At 62.1% G+C, this 20,463-nt stretch carries 21 protein-coding genes; 9 read left to right on the forward strand and 12 right to left on the reverse strand.

Annotation, left to right across the window (positions count from 1 at the left end; all coding sequences use genetic code 11):
- Complete coding sequence (locus BLV09_RS04075) at positions 1-780, forward strand: DUF6745 domain-containing protein (RefSeq protein WP_167558615.1); 780 nt, start codon at positions 1-3, stop codon at positions 778-780.
- A gap of 19 nt (positions 781-799) precedes the next feature.
- On the opposite strand, the gene BLV09_RS04080 is transcribed toward BLV09_RS04075, so the two are convergent.
- The 3 genes from BLV09_RS04080 to BLV09_RS04090 form a co-directional block, all read right to left on the reverse strand.
- Positions 800-1,330 (reverse strand): hypothetical protein, encoded by a 531-nt coding sequence (locus BLV09_RS04080; protein WP_146686400.1) that lies wholly within the window; start codon positions 1,328-1,330, stop codon positions 800-802.
- A 135-nt stretch (positions 1,331-1,465) separates the two neighbouring features.
- Positions 1,466-1,633 carry a 50S ribosomal protein L33 gene (gene rpmG / locus BLV09_RS04085; protein WP_100382284.1) on the reverse strand — a complete coding sequence of 56 codons (168 nt, stop codon included), beginning with the start codon at positions 1,631-1,633 and terminating at the stop codon, positions 1,466-1,468.
- Between the two features lie 124 nt (positions 1,634-1,757).
- Entirely contained in the window at positions 1,758-3,086 is a 1,329-nt protein-coding gene (locus BLV09_RS04090; protein WP_146686401.1) for an LLM class flavin-dependent oxidoreductase, read from the reverse strand.
- A 248-nt stretch (positions 3,087-3,334) separates the two neighbouring features.
- Here BLV09_RS04090 and BLV09_RS04095 point away from each other — a divergent pair, with 248 nt between their 5' ends.
- Entirely contained in the window at positions 3,335-4,072 is a 738-nt protein-coding gene (locus tag BLV09_RS04095) for a glucose 1-dehydrogenase (RefSeq protein WP_146686402.1), read from the forward strand.
- Positions 4,073-4,214: 142 nt separating this feature from the next.
- Here BLV09_RS04095 and BLV09_RS04100 read toward each other — a convergent pair whose 3' ends face one another.
- The 5 genes from BLV09_RS04100 to topA all read right to left on the reverse strand — a co-directional run bounded on the left by BLV09_RS04100 (position 4,215) and on the right by topA (position 12,570).
- On the reverse strand, positions 4,215-5,900 hold the full coding sequence (locus BLV09_RS04100) for a hypothetical protein (RefSeq protein ID WP_174556523.1): 1,686 nt from the start codon (positions 5,898-5,900) through the stop codon (positions 4,215-4,217).
- Between the two features lie 296 nt (positions 5,901-6,196).
- The gene (locus BLV09_RS04105) at positions 6,197-6,952 is read right to left on the reverse strand and encodes an NUDIX hydrolase (RefSeq protein WP_146686403.1); all 756 of its coding nucleotides are present in this window, start codon (positions 6,950-6,952) and stop codon (positions 6,197-6,199) included.
- 36 nt (positions 6,953-6,988) lie between these two features.
- Complete coding sequence (locus BLV09_RS04110) at positions 6,989-7,429, reverse strand: DUF983 domain-containing protein (protein WP_100382280.1); 441 nt, start codon at positions 7,427-7,429, stop codon at positions 6,989-6,991.
- Positions 7,417-9,759, reverse strand: coding sequence for a ribonuclease R (gene rnr, locus BLV09_RS04115; RefSeq protein WP_146686404.1), 2,343 nt, complete (start codon positions 9,757-9,759; stop codon positions 7,417-7,419). Before rnr ends, BLV09_RS04110 begins: the two co-directional genes overlap by 13 nt.
- 30 nt (positions 9,760-9,789) lie before the next feature.
- Positions 9,790-12,570 (reverse strand): type I DNA topoisomerase, encoded by a 2,781-nt coding sequence (topA, locus tag BLV09_RS04120; protein ID WP_146686405.1) that lies wholly within the window; start codon positions 12,568-12,570, stop codon positions 9,790-9,792.
- A 221-nt stretch (positions 12,571-12,791) separates the two neighbouring features.
- Here topA and BLV09_RS04125 point away from each other — a divergent pair, with 221 nt between their 5' ends.
- Positions 12,792-13,034, forward strand: a complete 243-nt coding sequence (locus BLV09_RS04125) for a hypothetical protein (RefSeq protein ID WP_100382277.1) — start codon at positions 12,792-12,794, stop codon at positions 13,032-13,034.
- Between the two features lie 18 nt (positions 13,035-13,052).
- On the opposite strand, the gene BLV09_RS04130 is transcribed toward BLV09_RS04125, so the two are convergent.
- Positions 13,053-13,520, reverse strand: a complete 468-nt coding sequence (locus tag BLV09_RS04130) for a winged helix-turn-helix transcriptional regulator (RefSeq protein ID WP_100382276.1) — start codon at positions 13,518-13,520, stop codon at positions 13,053-13,055.
- Positions 13,521-13,639: 119 nt separating this feature from the next.
- On the opposite strand from BLV09_RS04130, the gene BLV09_RS04135 reads away from it, so the two are divergent.
- Both BLV09_RS04135 and BLV09_RS36970 read left to right on the forward strand, forming a co-directional pair.
- The gene (locus BLV09_RS04135) at positions 13,640-14,413 is read left to right on the forward strand and encodes an SDR family oxidoreductase (RefSeq protein ID WP_146686406.1); all 774 of its coding nucleotides are present in this window, start codon (positions 13,640-13,642) and stop codon (positions 14,411-14,413) included.
- A gap of 177 nt (positions 14,414-14,590) precedes the next feature.
- Entirely contained in the window at positions 14,591-14,752 is a 162-nt protein-coding gene (locus BLV09_RS36970) for a hypothetical protein (protein ID WP_167558616.1), read from the forward strand.
- 75 nt (positions 14,753-14,827) lie between these two features.
- Here the strand turns inward: BLV09_RS36970 and BLV09_RS04140 are convergent, their stop codons facing one another.
- Positions 14,828-15,436 (reverse strand): FMN-dependent NADH-azoreductase, encoded by a 609-nt coding sequence (locus BLV09_RS04140; RefSeq protein ID WP_100382274.1) that lies wholly within the window; start codon positions 15,434-15,436, stop codon positions 14,828-14,830.
- Positions 15,437-15,520: 84 nt separating this feature from the next.
- On the opposite strand from BLV09_RS04140, the gene BLV09_RS04145 reads away from it, so the two are divergent.
- A complete protein-coding gene (locus BLV09_RS04145) occupies positions 15,521-15,934 on the forward strand; it encodes a winged helix-turn-helix transcriptional regulator (RefSeq protein WP_100386919.1) in 414 nt (137 codons plus the stop codon).
- Here BLV09_RS04145 and dprA read toward each other — a convergent pair whose 3' ends face one another.
- Entirely contained in the window at positions 15,935-17,071 is a 1,137-nt protein-coding gene (gene dprA, locus BLV09_RS04150; protein WP_146690974.1) for a DNA-processing protein DprA, read from the reverse strand. It lies immediately after the preceding gene.
- Between the two features lie 128 nt (positions 17,072-17,199).
- Here dprA and BLV09_RS37845 point away from each other — a divergent pair, with 128 nt between their 5' ends.
- The 3 genes from BLV09_RS37845 to BLV09_RS04165 all read left to right on the forward strand — a co-directional run bounded on the left by BLV09_RS37845 (position 17,200) and on the right by BLV09_RS04165 (position 19,727).
- On the forward strand, positions 17,200-17,400 hold the full coding sequence (locus tag BLV09_RS37845) for a DUF6471 domain-containing protein (RefSeq protein WP_146690975.1): 201 nt from the start codon (positions 17,200-17,202) through the stop codon (positions 17,398-17,400).
- A gap of 10 nt (positions 17,401-17,410) precedes the next feature.
- Complete coding sequence (locus BLV09_RS04160) at positions 17,411-18,199, forward strand: hypothetical protein (protein WP_146686407.1); 789 nt, start codon at positions 17,411-17,413, stop codon at positions 18,197-18,199.
- Positions 18,200-18,485: 286 nt separating this feature from the next.
- Positions 18,486-19,727 (forward strand): amidase, encoded by a 1,242-nt coding sequence (locus tag BLV09_RS04165; protein WP_146690976.1) that lies wholly within the window; start codon positions 18,486-18,488, stop codon positions 19,725-19,727.
- Between the two features lie 109 nt (positions 19,728-19,836).
- Here the strand turns inward: BLV09_RS04165 and plsY are convergent, their stop codons facing one another.
- A complete protein-coding gene (gene plsY, locus BLV09_RS04170) occupies positions 19,837-20,430 on the reverse strand; it encodes a glycerol-3-phosphate 1-O-acyltransferase PlsY (protein ID WP_100386918.1) in 594 nt (197 codons plus the stop codon).
- Positions 20,431-20,463: the final 33 nt, after the last annotated feature.

Here is a 20,463-nt window from a genome sequence, read left to right on the forward strand (position 1 = left end):
GTGAATCCCGCCGATGCGTTGGTCGCATCCGTTGCCGACGCAGTCATGCTGCGCACGCCCGACGAAAACCTGTCCCTGCTGATGCGCATGCGCAGAGGCTATCCGTTGGCTTGGAGCTTGCCCGCGCTGCTCGGCCGGCAAGGTTTTCGCGACAGCGCTATTGGCCAGCATGAGCTGTCATGGCTCGCCGCCTACGATTACATCCGCGACGTGCTCGGTCTGCAAGCCGAGACCGCGCCTCTCATGGGTTTGTGGCAACTGGCGACAAGCCTGGGCTGGCTGCAGCCGCATGAGCATACCTGCTGGCTCGCCGAGCGGCCCAATCTTTTGCGTGGCGATGCAGGCGATCGGCTGCACAGCGCGAGCGGGCCGGCGCTTCGATTCCCCGATGGCTGGTCGGTGTGGGCCTGGAAAGGCGTCGAGGTTCCCCGCTGGGTGATCGAGCAGCCGGAGCAGATCACGCTGGCCTCGATCGACGGGGAATCCAATGTTCAGGTTCGCTGCTGCATGATCGAGATCATGACGCCGCGGCGTTACGTGACGCTCGGCGGCGCGGTTCGCGTGGCCGAGGATGAAACGGGTGTCCTTTGGCGCAAGAGATGGCTGGCATCGGACGCCTGGGCTGCCGTCGAGGTGATCAACGCAACGCCCGAGCCTGACGGCACGCACAAGCAGTTCTTTCTTCAGGTTCCCACCAACATGCGAACGGCCCGTGAGGCCGTCGCCTGGACCTATGGATTGAGGGCCGATGCATACGCCCGCCTTGTCGTCAGAACGTGAGGCCGGCGCGTGATCCGGGCTAGCTCCGATAATAGCGCCACATCCGGAGGAATGTTCGATGGATTTCATCGGGCGGCCGGTCGAACGGCTCTAGATTGACCCGCACGACGCCCTTGTGGTCCATGCGCCAGGGCAGGCGCATCGGCAGGCGATAGATCGGTTGCTTGCGCCAGTCGGCCACCAGCGCGCTGCCGAGAGGCGTGCTGAGCATGATCTGCAGCTCATGGACGGTCATTGCGCGCTCGGCGATTTCAGCGAGATCGATGCGTTCGATGGCGCGCCACCGGATCAGACCGAAGGCCTGGATGAAGATGCCGTATTGATTGGCGCCGATGGTAGGCCGTCCGGTGTCCAGCAAGGGAATGTTGTAGTAGGCGAAGCCGGCCGCCGCCGCGGCAAGCGCCAGCCAATAGATGGCGCCCGTGATCCACGCGGTCGTGAGAAATACCGCGGCCAGGGCGGCGGTAATGTAGACGGGAAAGTAGGTGTCATCGCGCCCGTAGGCAACGGAGTAGCCACCAACGTTTCCCTCGTCCAAGGTTGCGACCATGTGAACCTTACGCCCAGGCCTGCCTAGTGTGGTTCTAACATTATCCGACGCACGAGAGCCGCGGGCCACGACATTTGGCCGCAAAATGAAAACGGGGCCGCAAGGCCCCGTTGAAGTCAGCAGCGCTCCGCGATCTTACTTGATCTTGCCTTCGCGGAATTCGACATGCTTGCGCGCGACCGGGTCATACTTCTTCTTGACCAGCTTATCGGTCATGGTGCGCGAATTCTTCTTGGCGACGTAATAGAAGCCGGTATCCGCCGAGGAAACGAGCTTGACCTTGATGGTGACCGCTTTGGCCATGTTCAGAACCTCTGATGTCTGGGGTATTCGGCTGCCGGCCAAACCGGCCCGCGTTTGCCGCGCAACCTAGCCTCGATCCGCCCAAAGTCAAGGTTTTGGAGCCAAAAACCCGCGCGATTCTCCCTCATAAGGCTTCAAAGAAGCGGTTTTTCGGCCTCGGCAGGCCCAGATTCTCCCGCAGCGTCTTGCCCTCATATTCCCTCCGGAAGATTTCGCGCTTCTGCAGTTCCGGCACCACCTTGTCGACGAAATCGTCGAGGCCGGCGGGCAGGAACGGGAACATGATGTTGAAGCCGTCACAGCCTTCCGTCGTCAGCCATTCCTCCATCTGATCGGCGATCGTCGAGGGCGTGCCGACAAAGGAAAGCCCGCCATAACCGCCGACGCGCTGCGCCAATTGGCGGACGGTGAGCTTGTCGCGTGCGGCGAGATCGACCAGGCGCTGCCGGCCGCTTTTGCTGGCATTGGTTTCGGGAATCGGCGGCAATTGCCCGTCGGGGTCGAAGCCCGACGCGTCGGTGCCGAGGATCACCGACAGCGAGGCGATGGCGCTGTCGTAATGCACCTTGCTGTCGAGCAAGACGCGCTTTTCCTGGGCTTCCTCGACGCTGTCGCCGACCACGACGAAGGCGCCCGGCAGGATCTTCAGATGGTTGCGGTCGCGGCCTAGCTTGTCCATGCGGCCCTTGATGTCGGCATAAAGCCTTTGCCCATCGGCGAGGCTGCCGCCGCCGGTGAACACGGCTTCCGCCGTCTCCGCCGCCAGCTGCCTGCCATCATCGGACGCGCCGGCCTGGACGATCACGGGCCAGCCCTGCACCGGCCGGGCGATGTTGAGCGGGCCGCGCACCGAGAGGTATTTGCCCTTGTGGTTGAGCACGTGCATCTTCGCCGGATCGAAATAAAGGCCGGATTCGACGTCGCGCACGAAGGCATCGTCGGCAAAGGAATCCCACAGCCCGGTGACCACGTCATAGAATTCGCGCGCCCGCTTGTAGCGCTCGGCGTGCTCCATGTGGTCATCGAGTCCGAAATTCAGCGCTGCGTCAGGATTGGAGGTCGTGACGATATTCCAGCCGGCTCGGCCGCCGCTGATATGGTCGAGCGAGGCGAAGCGCCGGGCGACATGATAGGGCTCGTCGAAGGTGGTAGACCCCGTCGCGATCAGCCCGATCCGCTCGGTGGCGCCGGCCAGCGCCGACAGCAGCGTGAACGGCTCGAACGAGGTGACGGTGTGGCTGCGCTTGAGCGCATTGATCGGCATGTTCAGCACGGCCAGATGATCGGCCATGAAGAAGGCGTCGAATTTTCCGGCTTCGAGTTTCTGGATCAGCCGCTTGATGTGCGGGAAGTTGAAATTGGCGTCCGGCCACGCGCCGGGATAGCGCCATGCGCCGGTGTGAATGCTGACTGGCCGCATGAAAGCGCCGAGCCTGAGTTGACGTTTCGCCATCGCCCCAATCCGTCTCAGTTGTGGTTCCCGGATAGATGGGGAGCCGGAGAGGCAACGCCATCCAGGCGGATGGGAAGAATTTTGCAATTTGCACGTCGCCGGAAGAGGATAATTCCCGAGCGATCACCAATCCATTACCTGTCCGATATCCGGATAAATAATATCCAGTAGAGCCATATTCCCTTTTTTTGGATGGATCACATTTTCCGGGACAGGCGGCGCCGCCGCTTCACATCAGGGAGAGTGTCATGGCCAGGAAGCTCGAAGGAAAAGTCGCAGTAATCACCGGTGGCAGCGCGGGCATTGGTCTTGCGACCGCCAAGCGGTTCGCCGAGGAGGGGGCTTACGTGTTCATCACGGGCCGCCGCCAGGCAGAGCTGGACGCCGCGGTGAAAGAGATCGGCCCCAACGCCACGGCAGTGAGAGCGGACGCTTCAAGCACAGCCGACCTCGCCCGCCTGTTCGATACGGTCAAGGCCGCAAAGGGAAAAATAGACGTTCTGTTCGCCAATGCCGGGATCTACGAATTCACGCCATTTGGCGCGATCACCGAGGACGCCTACAACAAGATGTTCGATATCAACGTCAAGGGTGTGCTGTTCACGGTGCAGCAGGCGGCGCCGCTGATGGCCGACGGTGGTTCGATTATTCTCACCGGGTCGGTGGCGGGCTCGAAGGGCTTCGAAGCCGACACGGTTTACGGCGCCACCAAAGCCGCGATCCGTTCGTTTGCGCGGACGTGGACCTCCGACCTCAAGGCCCGCAATATCCGCGTCAATGTTCTGAGCCCCGGGCCGATCCAGACGCCGGGATTTGACGTGTTCGCCAACGACGACGTGAAGAATTACATGAAATCGACCGTACCGCTGGGTCGCATCGGCACATCGGATGAAATCGCCAAGGCCGCGCTATTTCTTGCCTCGGACGATTCGAGTTTCGTGGCCGGCATTGAATTGTTCGTCGACGGCGGAGCGACGGCGATCTGAATCGAGTTACGCGTGAGCGGTTGGAGCCCGATCTCGACCCACATCGGTTCGGTATCGGCACGGGTCACGCGGCAATGGTTGACGCGATCAGCCGGCGCTGCGTGGCGCCGGCTGATCGGTCGTTGCACCAGCCCGTTGATTGTTAGTCGGCGTCGGCGTGTCGCTCGTGATCGTGGTTGTTATCGTCGTCGTGATCATGATCGTGATCGTGAGCATGATCATCGGCCAGCTGATCGCGATCGGTTCCCGGCGTAAACGAAACGCCGCGGAGGACTTCGCCGGAGCGGGCCGTTTGGATCGCCGTGAAGCTTTCGCCTGCGCGAAGGCTGGTTGCGGCCAGGTTGTCGGTGATCATGACCAGCTGGTTCGGATCAGCACCTTGGTCGCCATTTCCGCTAACGGTCGAGGTGATCGCCCAGATCGTCGCGGTGCCGTCGTGGTTGACGCGCCCCATGATGTTCCGAAGGCCATCGGCCGCGGGCGACCACGGCAAGCTGGTCTTGGGATTTTGGCCGGCGGGATAATTCTTCACGGTATAGGGCACGCCAAGGTTCAAGCCAGCCTGCAGCACATAGGCCAGCTTCCATGCACCGAGGCTGGAGTCGAACACCCACTTCTGCAATCCCGCCGTGGTCTGCGAAGCAGCGGCCGTGTACTTGCCCGACACCGGATCAAAAGTGGTGGTGCCGTTGCCTTCGTCGGAGACATAGAGCGTCTTGGCATCGGCGAACCAGACGCCGAATGGGAACGCCGTTGACGTCTTTGCCAGCGTCGTCGGAAAACCATTCAGGACGCACATGTTGTAGGGGACGACGCCGTTCGTCTGCAACTGCGTGGCGTCGTAGAAAATCGGCGCGGAGGGCAGGGTGGCGGTTGCCGCCGGCACACCGACGCCGTTCGGGCAGGCCCGCGGCTTGCCGTTCGAATCGAACCCCGTCGTATCGATGAAATAGACGGTGTTGATGCCGTTGCTGCCGCTGCCCTTGGTTGTATAGACAACGTTGTTGAAAGTCGTGAGACCCCGGAAGTTGGTGTCTTTGCCGACCTTGTCCGCCTTCAGTCCCAGTTGCGTGATGCTGAAGCTGCCGACCGGCGTCGGCAGGCCGGGATCCTGCGCGACGAGTGGCTTGTGTTCCGCGGTCAAGATCTGCGCTCCCGCGCCAATAATGATTCCGTTCGGCTGCGGATTTGCACCGTTGCCGGCATTGCCGACGGTGTAGATGAGGTTCGCGCCGCCCTTGTCGTTCAGGATGGCGGCGCGTCCGTTGTTGCCGCTGTAGGCATTGGTTTTTGTGAATTGAAACCGTCCGTGCTCGTCGACCTCCGCGACCACGCGAGAAAAACTTCCGGGGACAGGATTGGTTGGATCGACCACCGCCGGTGTATTGGAATTCGAGACATCGATCACATCGACGGGCGCAAGGTATCCCATAAACGTTACGACCCGGCCATCGGTCGACAGATTGAGCGAGATCTCCGATTTGGACGAGAAGCTGGTGACCATCTGATCCTTGCTCGGCGGGGTACCGCGGTCCGAGCTGTTGGGCACTTCGAGCGAGTTCACCAGCTGGCCGGTCGGCTTGAGCTGATCCAGCACGATCTTCGCGGTGATGCCGAAACTGGCATCGGCGAGCACATTATTCCACACATTCGGATAGGAGCCGTCGTTGGTCGCGGCCACGCAATTGGGAGCGACGCAGTTCGGCGGTAACGGCGCCCCCACGACGACATTGGCGCGATTGTTGTCATACACGGAGCGGCTGACCAGCAAATTTCCCGGTCTAAAATTTACATCGTCGTCGTCGGCAAAGGCACCCGTTGCGCCCACGACACCCGACAAAACAAGGGTGACCGCCAAACCTGATTGAAAAACTGGCAGCCCAGAAAAAAAGCGCTGTCTTAGAGCATTCATCGTAAAACTCCCCAATGCCTCGCCTGCGGCAACGTTCACTGTGCCGTGGCGGCAGCGGGGAAACTGCCCGTGCTCTATTACAATCGTAAGAACGCGATACGAATGGATGTTGAAAGTTGAGCCGTATCCACACGTCTGATGCGGCTCACTGCCAAAACGTCGCCGCCATCGGTCGTAGGGGTCACACCAGCGGCGTTATCCTGGCATCCCGTTCAGGCGGCGCCCAAAACGTCCTTCTGCATCTTGCCGCCGTAGAAATGGAAAAACGGTACCGCCGCGTCGTGGTTCAATGGTCCGGTGGCAAGGCGCTTTTCGAGTTCGTTCAGGACATTCCTGGTCATGGGATGCAGGTCGGCGAGCGGTTGGGAGCCGATCTCGACCCACACCAGTTCGACCAGTTCAGCATCGGGGTGGATTACGCCTTCGACGCGGTGCGCGATGGCGGAGGCATCCGCGGTGAAAAATCTCGTATCGAAGCGCCGCACGCGGCCGGGAGGGGTGATCGCACGCGCAATCAGGAACAGTCCGGACGGATCGGGCAGGAGGCTTGCCTCGGCGAAAGGCTTCCAGGCGCCGTCGAGCTTTGGCGTCGCGCCTTCGCTCTTGCGGCCCAGACAAAGGCCGGTTTCCTCGCAGGCTTCGCGGATCGCAGCGATGGCGAGAGAGCGCGCGCGCGACGGCGTGATCTTCGGGCTTCCCTTCAGCAAATTGGCTTCAAGGGCTTTCGAGATTGGCGCGGCAACGGGGACACGGTTGTCGGATTTGTCGACCCGGCCGCCGGGGAATACGAACTTGCCGGGCATGAACACCACGTTGTCGTGGCGTTTGCCGACCAGGACTTTCGGGACGGCCGCGCTGCGATCGACCAGGATCAGCGTCGCGGCGTCCTTGGGACGAAAATAGGGATGGTGATCGGCTTCCTTTTCTTCCTTCTTTTCTTGTTTTGCGACCTGCGCAACTTCCGTCATCTCCACCCCATCGATGTTGTTTTTGATTTGAGCGAACTAAACGGGAGGCATGTCGTCAGGAGCATTCTCGTCGAATCCGTGCATGCGCAGCGCCCATTGCATCCCGACCACGGTGCCCTTCACCGGTTGCAGCAACAGCAATGAGGCGACGAACGTGAACGGCAGATAGATCGCAAGCTGCAACGCCACCGGCGGTGAATAGTTGGTTTCGATGAACAATGCGGCAGGCACCACGATGTGTCCGACGATCACGATCACCAGATAGGCCGGGAGGTCGTCGGCGCGGTGCGGCGTGAAGTCGAGGCCGCACACCGAGCAATTGCCGTCGACTTTCAGGAAAGCGCGAAACAGCTTGCCCTCGCCGCAGCGTGGGCAGCGGCCGCGAAAGCCGCGCTTCATCGCGGTCCACACGTCGCGCTTTTCAGTCAGTCCGGCTTGTCTCGTCCAGACCTTGGGTGCCATGCTCACGGTGTCCATGACTTGCCTCTCTTTGATTTAGCGGGTTTGCCCTTCGGCTTGCGAACTTTCTTGCGCGGGCTTCGGCCCGGATGCTTTTTGGCCTTAGTGTTCATTTGGGCCCTTGGGCCATCGCCGCGCGCGCGATCACGCCTTCTTCCGCGCGGCTCGACACGGCCTTCCGACAGCAATTCGAAACGCAACGCGCCTGCTACGGGTGCAGCTTCTACCAGACGAACGTCGACAACGTCACCCAGCCGGTGCATGGCACCGCTGCGTGAGCCGACCAGCGCATGACGCGTCTCGTCGTAATTGAAATATTCTGTGCCCAGCGTGCGGATCGGGATCAGGCCGTCGGCGCCGGTATCGCTGAGCTTGACGAACAACCCGGCGCGGGTCACGCCGGAAATGCGGCCCTGGAAGGTGGCGCCGATGCGATCGGCGAGGAAGTGCGCGATCAGGCGATCGGCGGTTTCGCGCTCGGCCTTCATGGCGCGGCGTTCGGTGACGGAAATCTGCGCCGCGATCTCGCTCAGGCTTTCGACCGTTTCGGTTTCGGGAAGCGCGCCTTCGCCAAGGCCGAGGGCCCTGATCAGGGCGCGGTGCACGATCAGGTCTGCGTATCGCCTGATAGGCGAAGTGAAATGGGCGTAACGCCTGAGGTTCAGGCCGAAATGGCCGTAATTCTCGGAGGAGTATTCGGCTTGGGCTTGCGAGCGCAACACCACTTCATTCACCAGCGGTTCGGAATCGTGACCGCTGACCTGCTCCAGCACGCGATTGAACAGCGAGGGACGCAACGCGCCGCTCTTCGCGAAGGGGATGTCGAGCGTTTTCAGGAATTCCTGCAAGTTGTGAACCTTCTCAAGCGTTGGTTCATCGTGCACTCGATAGATAAGTGGCAACGCCTTCTTTTCAAGCATTTCGGCGGCGGCGACATTGGCCAGGATCATGAATTCTTCGATCAGCCGGTGCGCATCCAGTCGTTCAGGCACGATCACGCGATCGACGGTGCCATCGGGCTTCAGCAGGATCTTGCGTTCGGGAATATCGAGATCGAGCGGATCGCGTTCGTCGCGCGCGCGCTTGACGAGATCATAGGCCGCGTAAAGCGGCTTCAGGATAGGATCGAGCAGGGGTCCCGTGATGTCGTCGGGCCGTCCGTCGATCGCCGCCTGCGCCTGCGCGTAATTCAGTTTCGCGGCCGAGCGCATCAGGATGCGATGAAAGCCGTGCGAACGCTTGCGGCCGTCATTGCCGATCACCATCCGCACCGCGAGCGCGCCGCGCGGCTCGCCCGGCACCAGCGAGCATAGATCGTTTGAAATGCGCTCCGGCAGCATCGGCACCACGCGGTCGGGGAAATACACCGAATTGCCGCGCGTCAGCGCATCGCGGTCGAGCGCCGCCCCCGGCCGCACATAGAAAGCGACATCGGCGATCGCGACATTGACGATGTAGCCGCCTTTATTGTTCGGATCGGAGTCTGACTCCGCATGAACCGCGTCGTCATGGTCCTTGGCGTCGGGTGGATCGATGGTGACCAGCGGTAGGTCGCGCCAATCCTCGCGGCCAGCGAGTGCTGCCGGCTTTGCCGCCTCGGCTTCACGCAGCGCGCTCGGCGAGAAGGCTTGCGGAATTTCGTGGGCATGAATCGCGATCAGGCTGACCGCCTTCTCGGATGCCAGCGACCCCAACCGCTCCTTCACTTTTCCGGAGGCGAGGCCGAAACCGCGGGTGCGGATCAGGTCGACGCTGACGAGATCGCCATCCTCGGCGCCGTTACTATCGGCTTTTGCGATGTTGAGTTCGCGGCCGGCCTGCTTCTTGTCGACCGGGACGAGCCGTCCGCCGCCATCGGGCAGGCTGCGAAAGATTCCAAGCAGCCGTGTCCGGGCGTGATCGATGACCTTGATGATGCGCCCGCGATAAGGCGTGCCCTCGCTCTCGTCGATCTTCTCGACGCGCAGCAGTGCGCGGTCGCCGACGCCAGCCGTCGTGCCCGGCAGCGGACGGCGCGGGACATGGATGCGGATTTTCGGCGCGGTGCCGTTTTCTTCCTCATCCCATTCGGTGGGCGTGGCGAGCAATTCACCGTCGCTGTCACGTCCGGTGATGTCGGCCATCACGGTCGGCGGCAGCGCCGCCGGCTCGTGGATCTTCCGCTTGCGCTTGGCGATCGCGCCTTCGTCGGCGAGCTCACGCAGGATATTTTTCAGCTCGACACGGTCGGCGTTCTTCAGGCCGAATTCGCGTGCGATTTCGCGGGTCCCGACTTTGCCCGGATGCGCGCGGATAAAGGCGACGATGGCGTCCCGGCTTGGAAAGACCTTGTCGCGATGCTGGGCCACTCTATCCGTTTGCCTTATCCACTTGCCTTATTATCCACTTGCCTTGCCCGCGCTCTTCTTTGCAACGGGCTTTGGCGCCTTGGCGGCCGAAGTTTTGGCCGTCGCCGTTACCGGTGCGCGCGCTTTGCTCGCGGCATCGGATTTCGGCTTGGCCGCAGACTTCTTTGCCGCCGCCTTTTTGGCAGGCTTTGTAGCCTTGCCATCGTCGTCTGCTTTGGCCGGCTTTGCTGCCGCGACTTTCTTGGAACCCGTCTTGGCTGTCTTGGCCGTTGTCTTGGCGCCGCGCTTGGGCTTGCCGCCACCCTTTGCCACGCGCTCGTCGATCAGCGCGATGGCTTCGGGCAATGTGATGGTCTCTGGCGTCTTGTCGCTCGGGATCGTGGCGTTGACGCCGCCTGAGGTGACATAGGCGCCATAACGGCCGTTCTTGACCGCAACGCCGCCAAGCGTCGGGTGATCGCCCAACGGCTTGCCGGGATCGGCGCCGAAGCGGCGTCCGCTCGGTCCCTTGGCGATTTTCTCGGCGATCAGGGTGACGGCGCGGTTGAGCCCGATATCGAACACCTCATCGCCGGCCTCGAGGCTGGCATAGGTTTTCTCGTGGCGCACGAACGGGCCGAAGCGGCCGATGCCGGCCGTGATCGGCTCGCCGGTCTCGGGATGCTTGCCGATCTCGCGCGGCAGCGACAACAGTTTGAGCGCCAGCTCCAATTCAATGTCGCCGGGCGACATGTTCTTCGGAATGCCGGCGCGCCTCGGCTTTTCGCCCTCGGCATAATCTTTCTGCTCGCCGAGCTGGATATAGGGTCCGAACCGTCCGGCCTTCACCACGACGTCGAGATCGGTCTGCGGATCCTTGCCCAGAATGCGATCGGCGCTGGCTTCGCTGTCGGCCGCGAGCGGGCGGGTGTAGCGGCACTCCGGATAATTGGAACAGCCGACAAAGGCGCCGAATTTTCCGGCCTTGAGGTTGAGCTTGCCGGTGCCGCAGGTCGGGCATTGCCTGACATCGCCGCCATCCGTGCGCGGCGGATAGATGTGCGGCCCCAGCATGTCGTCGAGCACGTCCAGCACCTGCGCCACGCGCAGATCCTTGATGTCGTTGACGGCGCCGATGAAGTCGCCCCAGAAATCCTTCAGCACCTGCTGCCAGGAGATCTCGTTATTGGAGATACGGTCGAGCTGTTCTTCCAGGTCGGCGGTGAAATCATATTCGACATAGCGTGCGAAGAAATTCTCCAGGAACGCGACCACGACGCGGCCCTTGTCCTCGCCATGCAGGCGTTTCTTCTCCAGCCTGACATAACCGCGGTCCTTCAGCACCTGCAGGATCGAGGCGTAAGTGGAGGGCCGGCCGATGCCGAGTTCTTCCATGCGCTTGACCAGCGACGCTTCGGAGAAACGCGGCGGCGGTTCGGTGAAATGCTGGGTGACGGCGAGATCCCGCCGCTTCAGCGCTTCGCCCTCGCTCATCGCGGGCAGGCGGCGGCTGTCCTCGTCGTCGCTATCGTCGTCACGGCCTTCCTGATAGAGCGCGAGGAAGCCGTCGAATTTGATCACCTGGCCGGTGGCGCGCAGTTCCAGCACGCGCGAGCCTGCCTTGGCCGCGATGTCAACGGTGGTGCGTTCGAGTTCCGCCGATTCCATCTGGCTCGCGATAGTGCGGATCCAGATCAGTTCATAGAGCTTGGCCTGGTCGGGATCGAGGCGGCCGCGCAGTTCCGAAGGCCGTCGCGACAGATCGGTCGGACGGATGGCTTCGTGTGCTTCCTGCGCGTTCTTGGCCTTAGCCTGGTACTGGCGCGGCGCCTCCGGCACATAGGCGTTGCCGTAGTCCTCGCCGATCACCTTGCGCGCTTGGGTGATTGCGGAACCGTCGATTTGCACGCCGTCGGTTCGCATATAGGTAATGAGACCTGTGGTCTCGCCGCCGATCTCGACGCCTTCATAGAGCCGCTGCGCGATCCGCATGGTGTGGGCGGGCGCAAAGCCCAGCTTGCGGCTGGCTTCCTGCTGCAGCGTCGAGGTGGTGAATGGCGCCTGGGGGTTGCGGCGTGCCGGTTTGGCTTCAACGGTGGAGACCGTGAAGTTGGCGGCCTCGATCGCCTTCTTGAAATCTTCGGCTTCCGCACCGGTGCCGATGTCGAGTCGCTGAATCTTCTTGCCATCGGCGCCGACCAGGCGCGCTTCAAACGCATCGCCGCGCGGCGTGGTCAAGGTCGCGACCAGCGACCAGTATTCGCGGGCGACGAATTTCTCGATTTCGAGTTCGCGATCGCAGACCAGCCGCAGCGCGACCGACTGCACGCGGCCCGCCGAGCGCGCGCCCGGCAGTTTGCGCCACAGCACCGGCGACAGCGTGAAGCCTACCAGGTAATCCAGCGCGCGGCGCGCCATATAGGCATCGACCAGCGCGCCGTCGATCTCGCGCGGATGCTTCATCGCTTCCGTCACCGACTGCTTGGTGATGGCGTTGAACACCACGCGCTCGATCTTCTGGTCCTTTAGCGCGCGCTTCTCTTTCATCACTTCGAGCACGTGCCAGGAGATCGCTTCGCCTTCGCGATCGGGGTCGGTCGCGAGGATCAGCTTGTCCGCGCCCTTCAGCGCCTTCGCGATGTCGTTGAGCCGGCCTGCCGCCTTGGCGTCGATCTCCCAGATCATCTGGAAATTGGCCTCCGGATCGACCGATCCGTTCTTCGCCGGGAGATCGCGGACATGGCCAAACGAGGCCAGAACCTCGTAGGACGCGCCCAGATATTTGTTGATCGTCTTGGCTTTCGCCGGCGACTCGACAATGACGATATTCATGTCATTCCAATGACTTAGGGAGAGAATAAAGGCCGGTTCCGCGAGACTCGCGCCGGCCGTTTCGTTCCGAACATGGGTGCAGCGGGGGCCCCTGTCAAATCGACAGATGTTGAAAGCATGCCTTTGGGCTCCGACTTAGTATCTAGAAAGTTGTGAAATACGTCCTAGAGTTGCGCTCTTAAAAAGCGTACCTTTCGTGAACACACGGATTCGGATGTGCTTTGACCAAGGCAAAGAGCGGCCGGAAGCGCCCGTCTTCGGGCAAAGGCCGACGTTCGCGAGATGACGAGCCGCGTGGCGAGGGCGGCCCGGAGGAGGCCGCAGCCTTCATCGCAGAAAGCACCGCCGATCTGGTCCAGCTGGCGCACCGCCATGGACTGGAGATGCTCAGCCATTTGCTTCGGATGGCGGAGCTGGAAGCGGAGGAATACTTGCGGCTACGCGGCAAGCGCAATCTGTCGTGACGCGGGTGCGACTGAACGTCAGGCGCGCCGGCGGCGCTTGTGATCAGGACTGGGCTTTAGCATCGTATCGGCGCTATCGAGCAGTCGGCCGTCTTGCGAACGCAGCTCAAGCTTCCGCACCGGCCGGCCTTTCTCGCGGTCGACCAGGATGGTTGCGATTTCCTTTGGCCGATCGTCGAATTCCTCGCTCCATTGCCGAAGCGCCACCATGATCGGGAAAATCCCGCGCCCCTTCGGCGTCAGCACATATTCCTGATAGGCGCTGCCGTCGGAGGCGGGCGCCGTCTTGAGGATGCCGTCTTCGACCAGGGCGCGCAGCCGCACGGTGAGGATGTTCTTTGCCAGCCCCAGGCTCTTCTGAAATTCGCCGAAGCGGCGCGCGCCGAGAAAAGCGTCGCGAATGATCAGCAGCGACCACCAGTCGCCGATCGCATCCAGCGATCGCGCGATCGGGCATTCCGCCTTTTCAAAGCTTGTCCGTCTCATCGTGGCGTCCTTTCGATCCCACAACGAATTCTCCGATCACGGCGTTGTGTAGTTGCATTATGAAACCAGGCACTCTAGATGGCAATCAAGTTTAATAATGCAACCACTTGGAGGGTATCATGAGATTGGCCAACAAGACGGCGTTGATTACCGGGGGAAACAGCGGCATCGGGCTGGCGACCGCGCGGCTGTTCGTGAAGGAGGGCGCGAAGGTCACGATAACCGGCCGAAATCAGGCGACGCTGGAAGCCGCCGCAAAGGAGCTCGGGCCGAACGCGTTCGCGGTCGTGGCCGACGCCACCGACGTTGCGGCCACGGACGCCGCCATCAAGCGCGGGGTCGAAAAATTCGGCAAGCTCGACATCGTTTTCGCCAATGCCGGGATCCCCGGCAATACGCCGATCGGATCGACCACGCTTGCCGCATTTGAGTCCGTCATCCGGACCAATATCACCTCCGTGTTCTTCACGGTGCAATCGGCTGCGCCCTATCTCAATGACGGCGCCTCGATCATCCTGAACGGCTCGGTGATCTCGGTGCTCGGCAATCCCGGCTATGCCGCCTACGCGGCCAGCAAGGCCGGCGTTCGGGCAATGGCGCGGGTCATGGCCTCGGAGCTTTCACCGCGAAGCATCAGGGTCAATGTGGTCTCTCCAGGTGCAGCGCGGACCCCGATCTGGAACGGCGCTGCGCCGACACCCGAAGCCTTTGCCGCGCTCGACAAGCGCATTTCCCGCAGCATCCCGCTGGGGCGGCTCGGTGAGGCCGACGAAATCGCCAAGACGGTGCTGTTCCTCGCCTCCGACGATGCATCGAACGTCCAGAGCGCGGAGATTTTTGTCGACGGCGGCTCGACCGGATCTCCAGCCGGCGCGCCGATCTATCGCGGCTGACGGGAATTTTGAGAATCAAAGCCGGCCAGCGCAATTTTCTTCAAATGCGCGCTGACCGGCTTTGCCGTTCGACAGGCGTTTTTCGGGGAATCGCCACCTTCATTGAACCTTCGTCGTGGCTGCGTAGACCTTTTTATAGATGGGAGTTTTCACCGCTGACGCATTGGAGAGATTGATATGCCGAAAGCTACCCGTATCTCCGCATCGGTCCCGGCATCATCGGTTTCGTCGGAGAGAGCCGAAGGCCACCCGCTGGTCTTGATCGCGTTATTTTCCGGCACAGGCCTTTTGATCTCGCTGATTGCCGTGCTGATGGGAGTGCAGCCGGCTTGGTACTAACCAGCCTCGACTGATTCCAAATCAACGTTCCAGCCTGCCGCCGTCGTCTGACGGCAGCAGGCGGTGTTTTTTCCGTTAGGCCGCGTGGAGATTGGTCGCGGCCTGCAGCGCGCCAGCCAGCGCCTTCTCGCGGTGTTCCGGTCCGACCTGAATGCCGTCGGCGAAAATGAACTCAGGATTGGTGACACCAATAAACCCGAACACCCAGCGCAGATAAGTCTCCAGATGTTCGCCAATAGCGGCCGGCGTGCCGGCGCCGTAGAAGCCGCCGCGCGAGATGGCAATGATGACGCGCTTGTTGCCAGCCAATCCTTCCGCGCCTTGCGCGCCGTATTTGAAGGTCTTGCCGGCGACGACGATGCGGTCGATCCAGGCCTTGAGCTGGCTCGGGATGGTAAAATTATACATCGGCGCGCCCAGCACGACGATGTCGGCGGCCAGAAACTCGCCCAGCACGGCCTGACCGGCGGCGATGTCCGCCAGCAACGCGGCTTCCGGCGTGGCGCCTTGCGCGGCGGCCAGATGCAGGCCGGACAGGTGCGCCAGCGGGGTCGAGGTGAGGTCGCGATAGGTGATTTGGATGCCGGGGGTCGCCTGACGCAGCCGGTCCACGATGGCCGCGGAAACCCGGCGGCTGACGGAGTGCGGGCCGAGGACGCTGGAGTCGATATGCAGAAGTTTCATTGGGGTCACCCTTGGTATAGATTTGTAACTGGCGCTATATGAGTGACCGTCTATAAGACCCGCAAGAACGCACATTTTTGGAACCTGAGCACACCGTTGAAACCCGAGCACACAAAAGTGCCTGTCCTGCCGCCCAACGCGCACCTCGACGGTGACTGCCGCGCGGTCGCCTCGGTATTGGCGCGCGTCGGCGACAAATGGAGCGTCTTCGTCATCATGCTGCTCGGCAACGGGCCGCGGCGCTTCAACGAGATCAAGCGCATGGTCGGCGGTATCTCGCAGCGGATGCTGACCTTGACGCTGCGTGGCCTGGAGCGCGATGGCCTGGTCACGCGCACCGTTTTTCCGACCATTCCGCCACGGGTGGATTACGAACTGACCGATCTCGGACACGGGCTATCGAAACCGGTGGAAGCGCTCGGCAAATGGGCCCACGAACATCAGCCGGAAATCGAAGGCGCACGCGCGCGCTTCGATGGGCGCAATGAGCCCGGTTAATTAGATCAGCGACACCAGCCCGCCGCCGTGACGCTCCAGTCGCCCGGCCAATTCGAGTTCGAGCAGCACCACGCGCACGGTGGTCGGCGAGGCCCCTGACATCCGGATCAGATCGTCGAGGCTGATTGGACTCGGGCCGAGCAGGTTGACGATGCACGCGCGATCGCTGGCCTCGGGTTCGAAATCGAACCGCTCGTCATCATCGGGTTCACGCAGTTCGATCGGCCGCTCCATGATCGGCTCGACGGCATCGATCACATCGGAGGCTTGCGTGATCAGCGTCGCGCCCTGCTTGATCAGATCATTGGTCCCGGCGGCGCGCGGATCGAGCGGCGAGCCGGGGACGGCGAACACCTCGCGGCCCTGTTCAGCGGCGATCCGTGCGGTAATCAGCGAACCGGAGCGATGCGCGGCTTCGACCACGACGACGCCGAGCGCGACGCCCGAGATCAGCCGGTTGCGCCGTGGAAAATCCCGGGCGCGCGGCACGTGTCCGAGCGGCATCTCGGAAATCGCAGCCCCGGAGTGGAGCAGTTCGGCCAGCAAATCCTCATGCTCCGGCGGATAGATCCTGTCGTGACCGCCGGCCAGCACCGCCGCGGTGCCGCCGGTGATGCTGGCGCGGTGCGCCGCCTGATCGATACCGCGCGCCAGCCCCGAGGCGATGACAAAACCGGCCTCGCTGAGATCGCGCGCCAATTGGCTTGCGAATTTGAGGCCGGCGCCGGACGCATTGCGCGAGCCGACGATCGCAATCATCGGCCGTATCAGCACGTCCAGCGTGCCGCGCACGCCGAGCAGGGGAGGCGCATCGTCGAGCATCGCAAGCCGTGGCGGATAACCGGCTTCGCCGGGCGCGAGCAGGCGGACGCCGATTTTTTGGCTGCCCGAGAGCTCGGCACGCGCATCGTCCTCGCTGCAGATCCGTCCCGGACGCGATGCGCCGCCACGCCGCGCCAGATCAGGCAGCCGCTCTAATGCGGCGCGGGCGCTGCCGAAATGGTTCAGGAGGGAGCTGAAGGTTCGAGGCCCGATATTGTCGCTGCGGATCAGCCGCAGGCGGTTCATCCGCTCGTCGTCAGTCAGCCGCGTCGTGTTGTTGATGGCGTCCACGTTATCTCCTTGCGCCGACAACATGGCGCAACCGAAGGGCGTGGGCAACGGGGGATGGCTTGCGAGAATGTTTCCCGTCATGCCCGGCCTGGTGCCGGGCATCCACGTCTTTCTTGCCTGCGAGTATTAAAGGCCAGAAGATCTTTGAACGGATGGGCCGATCGAAAGGCACAAAACTCAAAGAATCCGAACTGACATATGTTGAACTGGCGAACGTCTCAAAAAAGCACAGCTTCTCCGAAACCGGGGCCTCGATAACGAATAAGCTGAAACGCGGGACGTTTTCCGCAAAGTTCTTTCTCGTCTGCATTGCGGCGGTGGAATTGGAGGGAGTAGTGTTAGAGGAGATATAGGGGGCAACGGTTGCAGTGGTCTGTACCGCGCGAACTGCTTTGGGCAATCATAGGAGCCCAAGCGATAGCTATCATCGCTCTATGGCCCACGTATTATCCCTATCGCCAAGCTCCAAAGGTCGATGCGCAGCATCAATCCGAAAATGGCATAAGCAGTGCCAATCCGGCCGAAGACCGTCCAGCCACGCAGGTAAATCCAAGTGGCAAATACGAGAGTCAACATAGCGGCGAGGACGCTTCGGAAATCTCGATCTTGGGCATAAAGCCCGGCGAGTGGCTGCTTTCCATTGTAACGCTGATGTTGTGGGGGGCGACCGTCGGTCTCGTAAGAAGCGCGGATAGGACGGCGGAAAGACAATTGAGGGCCTACTTTGATTTGAGGGGCACCACTGTCGAGGATTTCGAAGTTGGCAAGCTGCCTAACGTGATCCTCCAATTCAAAAATGTCGGTCAAACCCCTGCGATCGATGTCGTCCTCCGAATGAGTGTTCAAGTTCGAGATTTCGTAGACGAGCCTGGCGAAACGGACCCCACGGTCACTCCGGGTGGCTCCAAGAGCACTATCGGGCGTGACGGCTCCCTGATCTCTCATTTGAGAATGAGCGAGCCCCTGAGTCGATATTCTTTTGAGGCAGTTAGAAACGACAAAGCCGCTTTCTTCGCTTGGGGAATTGTTCGATACAGCGACGTTTACGGACACAGGCGATATTTGCGCTTCCGCATGGCTTTCACAGCCAAAAACTTTGCTGCCGGTAACGAGACTATGGAAACGTGCAGCGAAGGCAATGACGCCAATTAGGCGGTGGCGTTTGCGCCATAACACCGTTAGGGCCGATGTTGCCGCTGCGGATTAGCCGCAGGCGGTTCATCCGCTCGTCGGCGGTCAGGTGCGTAGTGTTGTTGATGGCGTCCACGTTATTTTCCCCACACGTCATTCCGGGACACGCGTCTTCGCGTGGACCCGGAATCCCGAGATTCCGGGTTCGATGCTACGCATCGCCCCGGAATGACGGTAGAAACAATATATAGCAGAACCTGAGTAAGCTAATCCTTCCCCCAATCCGCACGGAATGATGCCAATGCCAATGATATCGCTCGCCGAACTCCAGCGCCGGATCGACCGGGGCGACCTCTCCGCCGATGCCGCGATCGCGCAGTCGCTGGAGGCGATCGGCGCGCAGGACGAAACCATCGGCGCGTTCGTCTGTCATGACCCCCGCGCGCGGGCGGCGGGTGCCGGCCCGCTGCGCGGCATCGCCGTGGGCATCAAGGACATCATCGATACCGCGGACTTTCCGACCGAGATGGGATCGTCGATCTACCGGGGCTGGCAGCCGCGTGCGGATGCGTCCGTGGTCGAGATGCTGAGACGGGCGGGCGCGACCATCATCGGCAAGACCACGACGACGGCGTTCGCCTCGCGCGATCCGACCGCGACGCTCAATCCGCGAAATCACGGACACACGCCGGGCGGATCGTCCTCGGGCTCCGCGGCAGCGGTCGCGGCCGGAATGATTCCGCTGGCGCTGGGAACGCAGACCGGCGGTTCGGTGATCCGGCCGGCCTCGTTCTGCGGCGTGGCCGCCATCAAACCATCCTACCGGCTGCTGCCGACGGTGGGCGTGAAGTGCTATTCGTGGATGCTGGATACGGTCGGGCTGTTCGCCGCCGGCGTCGAAGATCTCGCGCACGGGCTTTCGGCGATGACCAACCGGCCCGAGCTGCTTGGCGATGCCGCGAAGACGACACCACGCATTGGCCTGGTGATGCAGGAATTCGCGGGCGCGCCGGAGGGATCAAGCGGGCAGGCGCTGCGGATCGCGGTGGCTGCGGTGGAACGCGCCGGCGCCTCCGTTCGCACGCTCGCGATGCCGGAGATCGTTGCGGAGGCGTGGCGGATTCATCCCGTCGTGCAGGAGTTCGAGGCGCATCAGGCGCTGGCCTGGGAATACCGCACGCATCACGACGAAATACCGCCGCTGATGCGCGAAAAGCTCGACGAAAATGTCGGCATCAAGCCCGCCACCTATGACGAGGCGCGCGCGATCGCCAACCGGGCTCGAAGAGCCCTGGCGAAGTCATTTGACGATGTTGACGTGCTGCTGACGTTTTCCGCGCCGGGCGCCGCGCCAAAAGGACTGGCCTCGACCGGCGATGCCCGTTTCAACCGGCTCTGGACGCTGATGGGCGTGCCCTGCGTCAACATTCCGGCTGATGTCACCGATGGCGGATTGCCGGTCGGCGTGCAGATCATCGCCGGATTTGGCGACGACGCCAGGGCGCTTTCGGCGGCGCGCTTTGTTGAAGAGGCGCTGGCGCGGCGATGAAAGATACCGTCATTCCGGGATGGTCCGAAGGACCAGACCCGGAATCTCGAGATTCCGGGTTCGACGCTAACGCGTCGCCCCGGAATGACGAGAGAAAGTGACGCCAAGCTTACTTCTTCCCGATCCTGCTTTCGGTGCCCGCCAGCAACCGCTTGATGTTCTCGCGGTGCATGTAGAACAGCAGTAGCGTCAGCACCGCGAACAGCGAGGCCAGCGCGAGGTGGCCGAACCACCACAGGAAGATCGGCGTGACAAAGCTCGCGACCAAAGCCGACAGCGATGAGTAGCGCGTGATCACGGCGGTGGTGAGCCACAGCACGCAGAATACCACCGCGGCCGGCCAGAACAGGCCGATCAGCACGCCGATATAAACCGCGACGCCTTTGCCGCCCCTGAACTTCAGCCATACCGGAAAGAGGTGGCCGAGGAAGGCGCCCAATGCCGCCAGCATCGCGGCGTTGGGTCCGCCGAACGAGCCGGCAATGATCACCGCGATCGTACCTTTCAGCATATCGCTGATCAGCGTCGCCGCGGCGAGGCCCTTGTGGCCAGTGCGCAGCACGTTGGTGGCGCCGATATTGCCGGAGCCGACCGAGCGCAGGTCCTGCGTGCCCGCGAGTTTGGTCAGCACCAGCCCGAACGGAATCGAGCCAAAGAGATAGCCGATCAGAAACGCCACGATGAGAAACGCCTCAGCCGATATCACGGTCGCTCCCGTCGCAAGTTAGTTGCCGCG

Origin of the sequence: Bradyrhizobium canariense (assembly GCF_900105125.1) — a bacterium.
Taxonomy (GTDB): Bacteria; Pseudomonadota; Alphaproteobacteria; order Rhizobiales; family Xanthobacteraceae; genus Bradyrhizobium; species Bradyrhizobium canariense_A.

What these genes read in the sequence shown, in the direction of transcription:
- BLV09_RS04105 (WP_146686403.1), bottom strand. Translation starts at nt 6,952, where the DNA reads ATGACGGAAGTTGCGCAGGTCGCAAAACAAGAAAAGAAGGAAGAAAAG.
- BLV09_RS04110 (WP_100382280.1), bottom strand. Translation starts at nt 7,429, where the DNA reads ATGGACACCGTGAGCATGGCACCCAAGGTCTGGACGAGACAAGCCGGA.
- BLV09_RS04165 (WP_146690976.1), top strand. Translation starts at nt 18,486, where the DNA reads ATGATATCGCTCGCCGAACTCCAGCGCCGGATCGACCGGGGCGACCTC.
- BLV09_RS04140 (WP_100382274.1), bottom strand. Translation starts at nt 15,436, where the DNA reads ATGAAACTTCTGCATATCGACTCCAGCGTCCTCGGCCCGCACTCCGTC.
- BLV09_RS04090 (WP_146686401.1), bottom strand. Translation starts at nt 3,086, where the DNA reads ATGGCGAAACGTCAACTCAGGCTCGGCGCTTTCATGCGGCCAGTCAGC.
- BLV09_RS04095 (WP_146686402.1), top strand. Translation starts at nt 3,335, where the DNA reads ATGGCCAGGAAGCTCGAAGGAAAAGTCGCAGTAATCACCGGTGGCAGC.
- BLV09_RS04135 (WP_146686406.1), top strand. Translation starts at nt 13,640, where the DNA reads ATGAGATTGGCCAACAAGACGGCGTTGATTACCGGGGGAAACAGCGGC.
- BLV09_RS04130 (WP_100382276.1), bottom strand. Translation starts at nt 13,520, where the DNA reads ATGAGACGGACAAGCTTTGAAAAGGCGGAATGCCCGATCGCGCGATCG.
- dprA (WP_146690974.1), bottom strand. Translation starts at nt 17,071, where the DNA reads ATGTTGTCGGCGCAAGGAGATAACGTGGACGCCATCAACAACACGACG.
- BLV09_RS04080 (WP_146686400.1), bottom strand. Translation starts at nt 1,330, where the DNA reads ATGGTCGCAACCTTGGACGAGGGAAACGTTGGTGGCTACTCCGTTGCC.
- BLV09_RS37845 (WP_146690975.1), top strand. Translation starts at nt 17,200, where the DNA reads ATGGGCCGATCGAAAGGCACAAAACTCAAAGAATCCGAACTGACATAT.
- topA (WP_146686405.1), bottom strand. Translation starts at nt 12,570, where the DNA reads ATGAATATCGTCATTGTCGAGTCGCCGGCGAAAGCCAAGACGATCAAC.
- BLV09_RS36970 (WP_167558616.1), top strand. Translation starts at nt 14,591, where the DNA reads ATGCCGAAAGCTACCCGTATCTCCGCATCGGTCCCGGCATCATCGGTT.
- rpmG (WP_100382284.1), bottom strand. Translation starts at nt 1,633, where the DNA reads ATGGCCAAAGCGGTCACCATCAAGGTCAAGCTCGTTTCCTCGGCGGAT.